Origin of the sequence: Stenotrophomonas rhizophila (assembly GCF_001704155.1) — a bacterium.
In the GTDB taxonomy this organism is placed as follows: domain Bacteria; phylum Pseudomonadota; class Gammaproteobacteria; order Xanthomonadales; family Xanthomonadaceae; genus Stenotrophomonas; species Stenotrophomonas rhizophila_A.
Genome location: NZ_CP016294.1, coordinates 2,498,684 through 2,511,969, shown reverse-complemented (window position 1 = coordinate 2,511,969; position 13,286 = coordinate 2,498,684). Strand labels below are relative to the sequence as shown.

14 protein-coding genes are annotated in these 13,286 nt (G+C 67.2%); 11 read left to right on the top strand and 3 right to left on the bottom strand.

The window, feature by feature from the left end:
• Positions 1–7: 7 nt before the first annotated feature.
• Positions 8–1,546, bottom strand: a complete 1,539-nt coding sequence (locus BAY15_RS11205; protein WP_167693299.1) for a sensor histidine kinase — start codon at positions 1,544–1,546, stop codon at positions 8–10.
• Between the two features lie 355 nt (positions 1,547–1,901).
• Here BAY15_RS11205 and BAY15_RS11195 point away from each other — a divergent pair, with 355 nt between their 5' ends.
• The 3 genes from BAY15_RS11195 (at position 1,902) to BAY15_RS11185 (ending at position 4,170) form a co-directional block, all read left to right on the top strand.
• Positions 1,902–2,861 (top strand): AraC family transcriptional regulator, encoded by a 960-nt coding sequence (locus BAY15_RS11195; RefSeq protein ID WP_157771741.1) that lies wholly within the window; start codon positions 1,902–1,904, stop codon positions 2,859–2,861.
• A 151-nt stretch (positions 2,862–3,012) separates the two neighbouring features.
• A complete protein-coding gene (locus tag BAY15_RS11190; protein ID WP_068852517.1) occupies positions 3,013–3,660 on the top strand; it encodes a response regulator in 648 nt (215 codons plus the stop codon).
• A gap of 120 nt (positions 3,661–3,780) precedes the next feature.
• Entirely contained in the window at positions 3,781–4,170 is a 390-nt protein-coding gene (locus tag BAY15_RS11185) for a response regulator (protein ID WP_068852514.1), read from the top strand.
• Positions 4,171–4,183: 13 nt separating this feature from the next.
• Here the strand turns inward: BAY15_RS11185 and BAY15_RS11180 are convergent, their stop codons facing one another.
• A complete protein-coding gene (locus BAY15_RS11180) occupies positions 4,184–5,350 on the bottom strand; it encodes a hypothetical protein (RefSeq protein WP_068852511.1) in 1,167 nt (388 codons plus the stop codon).
• A gap of 131 nt (positions 5,351–5,481) precedes the next feature.
• Between BAY15_RS11180 and BAY15_RS11175 the strand changes: the two genes are divergently transcribed.
• From BAY15_RS11175 to BAY15_RS11140, 8 genes are all read left to right on the top strand, one after another.
• Positions 5,482–5,913, top strand: coding sequence for a hypothetical protein (locus BAY15_RS11175; RefSeq protein ID WP_068852508.1), 432 nt, complete (start codon positions 5,482–5,484; stop codon positions 5,911–5,913).
• Positions 5,910–6,422 carry a YidH family protein gene (locus BAY15_RS11170; RefSeq protein ID WP_083214162.1) on the top strand — a complete coding sequence of 171 codons (513 nt, stop codon included), beginning with the start codon at positions 5,910–5,912 and terminating at the stop codon, positions 6,420–6,422. The genes BAY15_RS11175 and BAY15_RS11170 overlap by 4 nt, the downstream gene beginning before the upstream one ends.
• Positions 6,423–6,432: 10 nt before the next feature.
• Positions 6,433–7,356 carry a formylglycine-generating enzyme family protein gene (locus tag BAY15_RS11165; protein WP_068852505.1) on the top strand — a complete coding sequence of 308 codons (924 nt, stop codon included), beginning with the start codon at positions 6,433–6,435 and terminating at the stop codon, positions 7,354–7,356.
• Positions 7,357–7,373: 17 nt separating this feature from the next.
• Positions 7,374–8,357 (top strand): SphA family protein, encoded by a 984-nt coding sequence (locus tag BAY15_RS11160; RefSeq protein ID WP_068854678.1) that lies wholly within the window; start codon positions 7,374–7,376, stop codon positions 8,355–8,357.
• 36 nt (positions 8,358–8,393) lie between these two features.
• Positions 8,394–9,212 carry a DUF2092 domain-containing protein gene (locus BAY15_RS11155; RefSeq protein ID WP_083214160.1) on the top strand — a complete coding sequence of 273 codons (819 nt, stop codon included), beginning with the start codon at positions 8,394–8,396 and terminating at the stop codon, positions 9,210–9,212.
• Position 9,213: 1 nt separating this feature from the next.
• Positions 9,214–9,732, top strand: a complete 519-nt coding sequence (locus BAY15_RS11150; protein WP_068852502.1) for a hypothetical protein — start codon at positions 9,214–9,216, stop codon at positions 9,730–9,732.
• Between the two features lie 100 nt (positions 9,733–9,832).
• A complete protein-coding gene (locus BAY15_RS11145; RefSeq protein WP_068852499.1) occupies positions 9,833–10,948 on the top strand; it encodes a sensor histidine kinase in 1,116 nt (371 codons plus the stop codon).
• 4 nt (positions 10,949–10,952) lie between these two features.
• Entirely contained in the window at positions 10,953–11,570 is a 618-nt protein-coding gene (locus BAY15_RS11140) for a response regulator transcription factor (RefSeq protein WP_068852496.1), read from the top strand.
• 23 nt (positions 11,571–11,593) lie between these two features.
• Here the strand turns inward: BAY15_RS11140 and BAY15_RS11135 are convergent, their stop codons facing one another.
• Entirely contained in the window at positions 11,594–13,282 is a 1,689-nt protein-coding gene (locus tag BAY15_RS11135; protein ID WP_068852493.1) for an aspartate-alanine antiporter, read from the bottom strand.
• Positions 13,283–13,286: the final 4 nt, after the last annotated feature.

The following is a 13,286-nucleotide window of genomic DNA, read 5'->3' as shown; positions in this document are numbered from 1 at the left end:
TAGGGTTCTACTGGCCGGCCGGACCACGCGGCGCGGCATCGCGCAGGGGAAAGCGCACCTCAATCCGCGCACCGCCGAGCGGGCTGGTGCCCACGTGCAGGGTGCCAGCCAGCAGGCGTGCGCGTTCTTCCATGCTGATCAGGCCCAGCCCGGGCGTGCGCCGCAGGTGGCTGGCCAGGATGCCCACGCCATCGTCATCCACCCGCAGCACCACGTTCTGCCCACGCACGCACACCAGTACGTCGGCCACGCTGGCGCGCGCGTGTTTGTCCACGTTGTTGACTGCTTCCTGGACGATCCGGAACAGGCTCAGCTCCTGTTCGTCGTTCAGGCGTGGCGCGTCCTCGATGCTGCAGCGCAGCCGCAGCCGTCCGCGTGCGTTGCGCTTGATGCAGAACGCATCCAGCGCACTTGCCAGCCCGGTGAAGCGCAGGATGCTGGGGTGCAGTTCGTGCGAGATGGCGCGGATGTCGTTGGACACCGACAACAGCTGGTCCTGCAGTTCAACCACGCTGGGGCGCTCGGAAGGCGGGATGTGGTTGCGCAGGGTGCTGAGCCGGATCGAGATCGCGGCCAGCGACTGGTTGACGTCGTCATGCAGGTCGCGCGCGATCCGGGTGCGTTCCTCTTCCTGCACCACCAGCATCCTCCCGGTGACCTCGCCCAGGCGCGCGTACGCACGCTGCAGTTTTATCCGGTTGGACAGCTTCTGCTCGGAAAGTGCGCCCAGGAACAGCAGTGCGAACCCCGTGCACAGGGTCCAAGCCTGGCCGGTGAGCAGGTTGCGCGCGGGCGTCCAGAAGCCGAACGGTCCCATCGCTTCCAGGCCCAGCTGCATCCCCAGCACCGCCACGACCACCATGGTCAAGGATGCCCCCGCGATGCCAAACACGATCAGTGCCCAGACCAGCAGCGGAATCGGCGCCAGGGTGAGCAGCGGGGTGACCACACCGTCCTGCCAATCCACCGTCCACAGCACCACCAGCAGGCCCAGCAGCAGCAGGGCCAGGCCCAGCGTCTGCCAATGCCAGCCGTGGCGGCGCTCGGGCGCTTCAAGGATGCGGGCCACGTTGACCAGGGCCGGCACGATCAGCAGGTAACTGACGCTGCTGGTGAGGGCCAACTCGCGCATCGTGGCGGGCGCCAGCGCAGGACCGCGTCCACCCAGTGCCAGCACGTACCACCACGCCCCGCACAGGGGCAGCAGCACACAGGCCAGCAGCAGGAACAGGGTCAGGTCGCGGTAGTCCTCCAGCGCAGCGCGCTCGCCGCGCCAGCGCAGCAGCAGCCACGCCACCATTGCCACCATGGCGAACTCGCCCAGGCTGGCCAGCAGGCGCGGCAGTGCCGACAGCGGCACCAGCAGCAACGACAGCACGGTGCCGGCGCAGGCGGCGAGGATGCACCCGCGCCATTGGCTGCGCGGTGTGAACAGCAACCAGCCCAGCAGTACCGGGCCGGGTATCCACAGCACATGCAGCTGCGGGTTGGGGGCAAGCGTGGGCAGCCACTGGCCGAGCATGCAGCCGAGCAGGAGCGGGAGCACGTTTGTTATGAGGATGCGTACATCCAGTGGAGACGATGTGAAGCGCTCACTCCGACGCAAGGACAAGCGGTTGCGGGCGGTGTCGGGCGGAGTCGCGCCGACCTGGTTCACCTGGCTGCTGGCCTGCACTCTGCACCTCGGGGAGATGCGCGGGACCGCCACACTGGCAATCCATGCGCCATAACGTGGTACGACTTTCGGGTGAGCAACGGACTGCGACCGGTCACGGCTGGGGACGGCGGCACGACTTGTCGCCATGTCGTAACGGCCCCACAATCGCGCCGATGAGAACAGGTTGACTCGACGCGCGCTATCCACATTCCGACGAATCCGGGAGCTGGCGATGGACGAACCGATGTCCCCCTACAGCCGTTTTGTCGTTGACGGCTTTGATGCGGACGCCCTGCTGGGGGTGGTGCGCGATACCCGCTTCGAACAGCGGCTGCTGGCTGCCGGCCACTTCCGCGCCTGCGTGCAGCGCCTGGTCTTTCCCGAGTTCAGTCTGGACAGCGGCGCCTACACGCTGCCGATCTTTGCCAGTGGCAGCTTCAGCCAGGGCATGATCGCGCTGGCCCTGGCCGTCACGTGCGCGCAACCGATGTGGGCCAACGGACGCTGGATCGAGGCGGGCCAGATCATGGTGTTTGCCGAGGACAGCGAGTTGAACGTGCGCCCCAGTCCTGGGGGGTGGCAATGGGCCGTGATGCTCATTCCGCGCACCGTGCTGCAGCGCGAAGCGGTGCAGCGGGTCGGGCGCGAACTGCGGCTGCCCCGGGTGGGCTGGTACAGCCGCGCGGCGGCCCCCACGGACGCGCGCAACCTGCGCGAAGGGGTGTTCACGGTGCTCCAGGACGCCGCCGGTTGGCAGGGGATCGTTCCGCCCGAGCAGCTGGAGAGGCAGGCATCCACCCTGCTCGGGGTGTTCATCGATGCCGTGGCGGCCTCCGATGGCGGACCCGAACGGCGGGGGTTGGGCAGCTGCAACGAGCGCCGCCGCGACGCCATCGTGCGCCAGGCCGAGGCCTACCTGAAGTTGCAGCTGGACAATCCCTATGACAGCCGGGCGCTGTCCCGGCACCTGGGCGTGGGCGAACGCCAGCTGGAGCGTCTGTTTCGTGATGCTTACGGACATGGCCCGTGCCATTGGCACCAGCTGGCGCGGTTGAACCTGGCCCGCAGTGCCCTGCGGCATGCCCGGGGCTCGGTCGGGGTGACCGAGGTGGCGACGCGTTTTGGCTTTGCGCATCTGGGGCGGTTCTCGGTGATGTACCGCGACGTGTTCGGCGAAAGCCCCCGGGATACCCTGCGTGGCTGAACCGTTTTGAACGTTCGTCACAGTGTGAAACAACGTCACGGCGCCATCACGTCGGCACCATCAAGGTCGAATCGTTGTGCGGGGCTGGCGCTACCGCTGGCCCGCAGAGCACTTCAATCAGGGGACGATTGATGCCACGGGAGACGACAACATGCAGGTTTCGTATTCGCCGGCGGAGTGCCGGTATCGCAGGGTAGTGCTGGCCGACGACCACCGCGTGGTGGCGCAGGGCATCGAGCATCTGCTGGAAGGCCGGTTCGATTCGATCGAGCTGGTGTCCTCGGGTGAGGAGCTTGTCGAGGCCGTGCGTCGGGATCCTCCCGACGTGGTGGTGGCCGACATCAGCATGCCTGGCCTCACCGGCATCCAGGCGCTGCGGCGGATGCGGGAGGAGGGCTACGAAATGCCGGTGGTGTTCCTCACCATGCATGACGAGTCGAGCATGGCGGCCGAAGCGATCCGTGCCGGCGCGCGCGGGTATGTGCTCAAGAGCGCGGCGGGCGAGGAACTGGTGCGGGCCCTGGCCGGCGTGATGGGCGGGCACACCTATGTCACCCCGACGCTGGCCGCAGATGCCATCACCAATGCGGGCCGACAGCAGTACGTGCTGACCGACAAGCAGCTGCGCATCCTGGAGTACGTCGCGCGCGGGCTGCGTTCCAAGCAGATCGCTTACGAACTTGGGGTGTCGGTGCGCACGATCGAATCGCACAAGTACGCGATCATGCAGGAGCTCGGCGTGCACGGCACGCTGGAACTGGTGCGCAAGGCCGAACACGAAGGCCTGATCCGGCACTGAGCACCGTCTGCATACGGGACGCGGGCAAGTAGATTTACTTGCCCGCGTCCGGTTGTTTTTCCCTTGTCCGGGGGACAGCCACGGCACACCATCAGGGAACGCGTCGACCTGGCGGGAACCATGAATGCTGCCCGTGTGCTGCTTGCCGAAGACGGCTCCGCCATGGGCCGGCAACTGCGTGGCCTGCTTGCCGAACAGTTCGAGGTGATCGGCCTGGTCCAGGACGGCGCCTCGCTGGTCAAGGCGGCGCAGTCGATGCTGCCCGACGTGGTGGTGACCGACATCGCCATGCCCGAGCTCAACGGCCTGGAAGCGGCGCGGCGGCTGCGCGTGCAGCGGCCGGTACTGGGCGTGGTGTTCATCACCGTGCATGCCGAGCCGCAGATGGTGGACCAGGCCATGGCCCTGGGACCGTGCAGTTACGTGCTGAAGTCCGACGCGGGCGATGACCTGGCCATGGCCGTGCAGGCCGCATTGCGCGGCGAACGCTTCCTCTCGCACTCGCTGTAGGCAGATCCGTCGTTCAGATCAGCATGCCTGCCAGCTTGGCGACCAGGTCGTCGACCGACATCGCCACCAGCGCCAGGGGCAGCAGTGGCGCCATGGCGGGCAGGACCATGCCCAGCAGGGTCCAGCGGGTGAACGGTACCACTGACATCGATGCGGTGCCCTGGTAAACCGCGCTGAAATCAGCGAACGCCGAGGCATCGTTGTGGTCGAGCAGCGACTCGCTGCCGGCCGTGTCCTCACTGGCCGCTCTCCAGCGCTGGTCGAACGCGGCCGCCGCGCGGCTGCCCAGGGCGCTGAAACGGTACAGCGCATGCCGTCGCGCGCGGATCAGGATCGGGCTGAGCAGTACCAGCGGGGCCAGCAACAGCAGGGTCACGCCAATCACGTACCCCGCCAGCAAGTGGCGCAGCGAGTACAGCGAGGCGTCGAGATAGGTCATGTGGTTGAGGCAGGCCCCGGACAGGACCAGTGCGCCAGCCGCGCCCAGCATGCTGAAACGCTCGTGGGCCACGCCCAGAAACGCCAGGCCACCGGTCCGGTCGGGATGCTCGGCGTGCAGCGTCAGACCCACCGATGGCAGCCGGGCCAGCAGCATGGCCCAGAGCAGGAACCGCCACAGCCACAGCAGCATGACCAGCCGGAACAGGGGCATGCCGACCCATGCATACCAGTGCCCCGCAGGCGTGGTCGCGCCGCCTTCGGTTCGCCAGTCGGGAACGCCGCTGAGCAGGCTGACCACGCCACCCTGGACGAACAGCGGCAGGAAGGCCAGCACGATGCAGGCCAGCTCCGGCCATCGACTGTCACGCAGACGTCGGATTGTAGCCAGCAGCGCCTGCAGCCGGGGCTGCCGACGCGGGTGGACCAGGCTGGCCTGGCTCAGTTGGCGCAGGGCACTGTGCAGCAGCGCATCGGCACGCGGCGCGGCGAGTACCAGCAGCGGCAACGCCAGCAGCAGGCGGGCGAGGGTGGCGTAGTCGCCGAGCAACGCCATGGCGTGTGGCCGCGGCAGCAGCATTCCCTGCGCGCTGGCCAGCCCGACCAGGGGAAGCAGTGTCACCGCCACCAGCAGGGCGGCAAGCCACCACGACAGGCGCCGGCTGCCATGCAGTGCGCCGCTGGCGTGCAGCAGGCGGTGCACCAGTCCACCGCGCATCAGTGAGTAGCTGTCCTGGCTCATGCCGGATGAGCATACCCTCGAGGCATACCGTTGCCGGCGCAGTAAAAATACTGACGCCGGTGCAGTACCTATCCCGATGTGCGTTTACATTGTCACCGCCAAGCTGGAATCCTCTGCAATGGAACCCGGCAATGCTCCTGGCCATCGATTTCCTGACGCGCTTCTGGACAGACATGATGGGTCGTGCTGACGGTCCGATGACGTTCCGGTTCTTCCTGCAGCCGACCATGGCGCTGATCACCGCGCTGATCGACGGCATCCGCGCCGCCCGGGCCGGCAAGCCGCCCTATGCATGGCTCATCGCCCACAGCAGCGGCGGTGAGCGCCTCGCCACATGGCGCGAAGGGGTTACCGCAACGACGCGGATCCTGTTGCTGGGCGTAGTCATGGATGTGATCTACCAGGTCCGCGTGTACGGCGGCTTCCGCTACCCGCTGGAAGCGTTCGTGCTCGCGGTCCTGCTGGGCTTCATTCCCTACCTCATCCTGCGAGGCCCCTTCACCCGCCTGGCGGGCTATTGGCTGCGGCGTCACCCCCACCACGGCAAGGACTCCCGGCCATGACCGAGAAAGATCCGGCGAAGGCACTGTCCGACCGCGCCATCACCATCGAGCAGGCACGGCAGACGCTGGGCGGCACCGACCAGGCATCGCTGGAGCTGTCCTCGCGGCGCACCGGCATGTCGTTCCAGCGCACGCGCATGAGCGCCGACCGCACGCTGATGTCGATCATCCGCACCGCGCTGTCGCTGATCGGATTCGGCTTCACCATCTACCAGTTCTTCGGCCACATGCTGGAGACGCCCGGCGTGACCCTGCGCCCGCACGCCCCGCGCAACTTCGGCGTGGCCCTGGTCGCACTGGGCATGGTGATGCTGACCCTGGGCATCATCTACCACCTGCGCTACATGAAGGAGCTGCGCCGCGAGCGTGCCCTGATGATGGGTGAAGGCCTGATCCACGGCGAAAGCCACTACCCGATATCGCTGACCCTGATCACCGCAGGCCTGCTCTGGCTGCTTGGCCTGCTGGCTATCGTGAGCATGACGTTCAATGTTGCGCCTTTCGGCTGAGGGGGAAGAGATGAGTGTGGTGGCCGATACCATGATCGACATCGAGGGCGGGGTCTTCCTGATGGGCTCCAACGACCATTACCCGGAAGAGCGCCCCGCGCACAAGGTGCGGGTGGGGCCGTTCCGGATCGACCGCTATCCGGTCACCAACCGCGAGTTCTCGCGCTTCGTCAGCGCCACCGGTTATGTGACCGCGGCCGAGCGGCCTGCCGATCCGCGCGACTACCCGGGTGCGGATCCGGCGCTGCTGGTGCCCTCGTCGGTGGTGTTCGTGCAGCCCTCCGGCCCGGTGGACATGTCCAATACCCACAACTGGTGGCACTACGTTGCAGGCGCCAACTGGCGCCATCCGCGCGGACCCTTTACCCAACTGGACGGCCTGGATGACCACCCGGTGGTCCATGTGACCTTCGCCGATGCACAGGCGTATGCCACGTGGATCGGGAAGTCGCTGCCAACCGAAGCCGAATGGGAGTTCGCCGCCTGTGGCGGCCAGGACGCCACCGAGTTCGCGTGGGGCGACAGCCTCACCGTGCGGGGGCGCCACCAGGCCAATACCTGGCAGGGCGAGTTCCCGTGGATGAACGTGGAAGAAGACGGGCACCGCTGGACCTCGCCGGTGGGCAGCTATCCGCCGAACGGCTACGGGCTGTACGACATGATCGGCAACGTGTGGGAGTGGACCAGCGACTGGTACCAGCAGCACGACCAGCTGCAGAGCAAAGCCTGCTGCGCGATCGAAAACCCACGCGGCGGCGAGCGCCAGCGCAGCCACGATCCGAGCGATGGCAGCGCGATCCCACGGCGGGTGATGAAGGGTGGCTCGCACCTTTGCGCGCCCAACTATTGCCGCCGCTACCGTCCGGCCGCACGGATGGCCCAGCCGATCGATACCTCCACCTGCCACGTCGGCTTCCGCTGCGTAGAACGTTGACCCACGAGGTGATTGCCATGCCAGCCCCTTCCGCCTCCCTCTATCGCCGCAGCTGCCTGGCCACTGCCGTGCTGCTTGGCACGCTCGCACTGGTCGCCACGTTGCCCGCGCACGCGGTCGAAGGCGGGTTGGGACGTTCGATCACCGGCATGCAGATTACCTCCTACGTCGGCGTGATTCCGCCGGAGCCTGGCATGCAGTGGTCGCTGAGCTATGTGCAGTACGACGGCAAGATCGGCGCCAGCCGACCGGCGCCGATCGCGGGGCAGGTCTCGTTGGGGCTGGAGGCGGATGTCAGCCTGTGGGCCGCCACCGGCGTGTACGTGTGGCCGACCAGGACCGGCCGGTGGAACTTCGCCAGCATGTTGACCGTGCCCTACATCGATGCCGATGTCACCGCCAGCCTGCAGGGCCCGCTGGGCAACCAGGTGCGTGTGCAGGACAGCGCTTCGAATCTGTTCGACGTGTACTTCGCGCCGGTGGTCGCTGGTTTCCACATCAGCCAGGTGCAGCACCTGTCGTTCGGCCTCTATGTCTACGCGCCCACCGCCAAGTACACGCCGGGCAAGCTGGCCAACCCCGGCCTGAACGTCTGGACCGTGTCGCCTGCCGCCGGCTACACCCATCTGTTCCAGAAAGGCACGCTGGAATTCAGCGTGCTTGGTGGCATGGACTGGTACAGCCGCAACGATGACACCGACTACAAGAACGGCCTGGTCCTGCGCACCGACGCGCTGCTGGTCAAACGCACCGCCAGTGGCTGGGGGTTCGGCGCGGCCGCCGGCTGGCTGCAGCAGGTGCAGGACGATGAAAGCGACCTGGCCGACCGCCTCGACGGCTTCAAAGGTCGTTCGTTCGGTGTCGGGCCGGTGCTGACCTACGGCAAGAAGTGGTCCGGCGGTGAGCATGTGGATGTTTCGTTCCGCTATCTGAGTGAGTTCAGCGTGCGCAACCGCTTCGAGGGCGATCCCTGGAGCGTGTCGATCAGCGCGGGTTTCTGAGCCGCGCGTTTTCCTTTCCTTCTCCGGAGGCATGCAATGGCGACCCCTGCAATCTGTATTGCCCGCACTGCCTGCCTGCTGATCGCTGGGCTGGCGGGCGTCGCGCTGCCGCTCGCGGGGGCACCGGCGCGCACGCCGCCGGCCACCGCGGACGCCGGCGAGCGCGATCCTGAAGCGCTGGCGGCGCTGGATCGGATGGGTGCGGCGTTGCGTGGACTCAGACAGTTCTCGCTGACCTCCGATGCAAGCACCGAGGTGGTGCTGGAAGACGGCCAGAAGATCGAGCTGGACGGTGTGGTGACCTACAAGGTCAAGGCGCCCGACCAGCTGTTCCTGGAACTGCGCAGTGACCGCCAGTTGCGGCAGCTGTTCTACGATGGCAAGGCCTTGACGGTGTACTCGCCGCGGTTGAAGTACTACGCGCAGGTGGACGGGGTAGGGGCCACGCTGGGTGAACTGGTCGACCAGGCCGCCATCCGCTATGGCATCGAAATGCCACTGGCCGATATGTTCCTTTGGGGTACCGACAAGGCGCCCACGTCCGCGATCCGCAACGCATTGCACATTGGCGGCGATACCGTGGACGGTGAGCCGGTGGAGCAGTACGCGTTCAAGCAGGATGCCGTGGACTGGCAGGTGTGGATTTCCAAGGCGACCTCGCTGCCGAAGAAGCTGATCATCAACTCCCTGGATGACCCGGCCCAGCCGCAGTATCGGGGCCGCCTGAACTGGGATACCGGCACGGCGGTACCGGCTAGCGCGTTCCACTTCACCCCGCCGGCCGACGCCGCGCGGATAAAGCTGGTGCCGGTCGAGGTTGCCGTGGTCACCCCCGATGCCGGCCAGGAGAACTGACATGCGCACCCTGCTCAAGACCCGCATCCCTGTGTTGACCTGCGCGGGAAGCCTGCTGGTCCTGCTTGCGGTGGGCATCGCGCCGGTCAACGCGCAGCACGGCCACCGCGGCGGCGGCGGCGCGGCCCGCGCAAGCGCGCACGCCAACATCAATCGGCCGGTACGCCCGCAGGGCGGTGGCGCCCACCGCGACGTCAACCACAACGCAAACCGCAACGTGGACCGCGACGTCAACCGGAATGTGAACCGGAACGTGAATCGGGATGTCCATGTGGACGTGGACTACCACGACGACCACTGGAACCGCTATGACGACCACCCGTTCGCGACGGCGGCGGCGGTTACGGCGGGCGTGGCGGTGACCTCGGCGGTGATCGGCTCGATCGTGAATTCGGTGCCGCCCAGCTGCGTGACCACCGTCATCAATGGCATGGCCTACCAGCAGTGCGGGAGTACCTGGTATGAGCCGCGGTACAGCGGTACCACGGTGCAGTATGTGGTGATCAATCCGCCCAGGTAAGTGTGATGCGTCATCGGTGTGCGTCTGCGTTGAAGGGGGTGGGTTGAAGGAGAATCCACATGCACGGTTCGCTGCACGCTCACGGGCCTCGGAGGCCAGCATGGTGACGCTTACGCCACACCCGGAGCCGATAACGGGGGAGCAGGTCAAGCTGCGGGCGGTACTGAACGCGCTGCCGCTGGCTTTGCTGCTGGTCGACCGGCACTGCGTGGTGCGTTATGCCAACGACCGTGCGGCGACGGTATTCGGCTACGCGCAGGGCGAGATCGAGGGCAGGCCGCTGGTTGCCCTGTTGCCGGATGCCACCGGTGCCATCTGGTCCTGCAGCCACCGCACCGACCCCGTCGCCGCGCGTTGCATGGACCGTGACGAGCATGGCCTGCGTCGTGATGGCCAGGCGTTTCCGGTGGAACTGCTGTTCAATGCGGTGGAACTTGATTGCGGATGGCAGGGCGTGCTCGCGGTTGCCGACCTGAGCGCGCAGCGGCATGCCGAGCAGGAGCTTGCGGTGGAGCGCGAAAGCATGGCGCACATGTCGCGGGTCACCCTGATCGGTGAGATTTCGGGCTCGCTGGCGCATGAGCTCAACCAGCCGCTGGCGGCGATCCTGAGCAATGCCCAAGCCGGCCTGCGGATCCTGCGCCGCGACCCGGGCGCGATCGGCGAGATCCGCGAGATCCTGCAGGACATCGTCGAGAACGACCAGCGCGCCGGCGAGGTGATCAGCCGCCTGCGCGGGCTGCTGCGGCGCGAGACCCGGACGCTCGGCGCGTTGATGGTCAACGACCTGGTGCATGATGCGCTCCGTGTGATCCGCAACGACCTGATCAACCGCAGTGTCGAGTATCGGCTGGACCTGTCGGTACCGTTCAGCCGGGTTCAGGGTGATGGCGTGCAGCTGCAGCAGGTGCTGCTCAACCTGGTCATCAATGCCTGCGATGCCATGGTCGACAGCCCACGCCGGGTGCTGACCGTGCGCACGGACGGCTCGGTGCCAGGGACCATCCGGATCGAGGTGCGCGACACCGGCCCCGGCATCGCGGCGGAGCGCATGGACACCATCTTCGCCCCGTTCCACAGCAGCAAGCCCAACGGCATGGGCATGGGCCTGGCGATCTGCCGCACGCTGCTTCGGGCCCACGGTGGCGAGATCAATGCCCGCAACCTGCCCGAGGGCGGCGCCTGTTTCTACATCGACCTTCCTTTGATGGAGTAGTGCCATGAGCCCTGTCGTGCACATTGTCGACGATGACCCGCGCGTGCTTGCCGCGCTGGGACGCTGCCTCCGCGCCGATGGGCTGGAGGTGACCCTGAGCGGCTCCCCGGACGAATTCCTGGCCCGGTACGATGCCGACACCGCAGGGTGCGTGGTGCTGGACCTGCACATGCCCGGGATGGACGGGCTGGCGTTGCAGCAGCTGTTCGGAGAACGCGGCCAGGCGCCGGTGATGATCTTCGTCAGCGGCGATGCGGACGTTTCCAGCTGCGCCCAGGCAATGCGTGCCGGCGCGGTGGATTTCCTGACCAAGCCGGTGGATGCAGCGGTGCTGCTGGAGGCGGTGATGCGCGGCATCGACGCCGATGCCTGCGCACGGATCCGGCGCAGTGGCGAGCAGGGCGCGGTGCAGCGCTACCAGTGCCTGACCCCGCGCGAGCGCCAGGTGCTGCCGCATGTGATTTCCGGGCGGTTGAACAAGCAGATCGCTGCAGACCTGGGGATTTCGTTGAAGACCACCAAGGTGCACCGCAGCCGCATCATGGTGAAGTTCGGCGTGCGTTCGGTGGCGGCGCTGGTCCGCCTGGCCGAGCTGGCCCACGTCGATCCCGGCGGCGGCTGAAAGGTACCTGCGCCCTGGCGTCCTCAGGCCATCGCCAGCACCATCACCGTGCCCCAGGTGGTCAGCAGCACATGGGCGATGGCGACCGCACCGGAGTAACCGATCACCGCGATCGAACTGTCCGAGCGTTCCTGCAGCGCGGCCAGCGCCGCGGTGAACGTCTGCGCGCCTGAGATTGCACCCAGCAGCAGCACCCCGGGAATTTTCAGTACCTTGTGGCCGAACCACAGACCGGCCAGCAACGGCGTCATGGTGACCCCGATGCCGCCCAGGAACAGGCCGAGCCCGTGTTGTTCCACCGCTTCGACGAAATGCGGGCCGGCACCCAGCCCGACCATCGCAACGAACGCGGCAAGGCCGTAGGACTGCATCAGCTTGACCGCGCTGTCCGGGACCCGCCCGAACAGCGGGCGGCGCACCCGCAGGTGCCCGACCACGATGCCGCCCAGCAGCGCGCCGACGCTGCTGCCGATGCTGACCGACAGCGTGCCCAGCGGCACCACGGCAACGATGCCGGATACCGCGCCGAGGAAGATCGCCATGCCCACGACCACGAAATCGGTGGCGGTGGTCGGGTGCAGGATCCGACCGACTTCGGCGGCAGCACGCACCACTGCAGGCTCCGGTCCGATCAGTTCCAGCACGTCCCCGCGTTCGAGCACTGTCTGGGTGCCGATCGGCATCGATTGGCCGTTGCGGCGGATCCCGCGCAGGAACACCGCGCGCACCGCATCGTCGCGAGCGATCTGTTCCAGCCGCTGCCCGGCCCAGGTACGCCGGCTGACCAGCACCTGGTGGGACGCCATTGGAATGTCCAGCAGTTCCGGGTCGTCCACTTCCTCGGCACGCTCGCCCAGCACTTCCACCAGCGCCTTGCGTGGACCGCCGATGACGATGTGGTCGCCGGCATGCAGGCGCGTGGCCGGGCCCGGCTCGACCAGTGACTGGCCGTGACGCACCCGGTAGACGAACAGGCGCAGGCCCGGCAGCAGGCATTCGGCCTGGTCCACGCGCAAACCGGCGATTCGCATGCCCGGCGCGATGCGATAGGCGCGGGTGTCGAAGGGCTGCCAGGCCGATGCGATGCCGGCCGCCGAGCGTTCGATGCCGAACCGGTGCTCCAGTGCCAGCGCATCGTCGACCAGGTTCAGGCGCAGCAGGCGCGGCCCGATCACGTTGCAGGTGAGGATCACCCCCAGTGCCCCGGCCACGTAGCACAAGGCATCGGCAACGCCGACATGGGCGATGTAGCGGGCCTTGAGCGCGTCATCGATGGGCAGGCGCTGGATGGCCTCGCTGGCCGTGCCCATCGCCGGCGATTCGGTCAGGGCGCCGGACATCATGCCGGCCGCCAGGCCCGGATCGAGCTTCAGCGCGTGGGCGACGACCAGGGCGGCCAGCAGCCCTACCACGGGCATGAATACCGCCAGCACCGCATAGCGCCAGCCATCGCCCTTCATCGCGGACAGGAAGCGCGGACCGACCTCGTAGCCGATGCCGAACAGGAACAGCAGGAACACCAGCGATTTGGCGGTGGCCGCCACCGGGACATGGAATGCCCAGCCAATCAGCATGCCCACCAGCAACGAACCGGTGACACCGCCGAGGTTGAACCCATGGACCTTGATGCCGCCCAGCCAGTGGCCCAGCGCCAGGGCCAGGTACACGGCAAGTTCCGGATAGCGGTCCAGCAGCGATGCGAAGCCGTCCATGCGC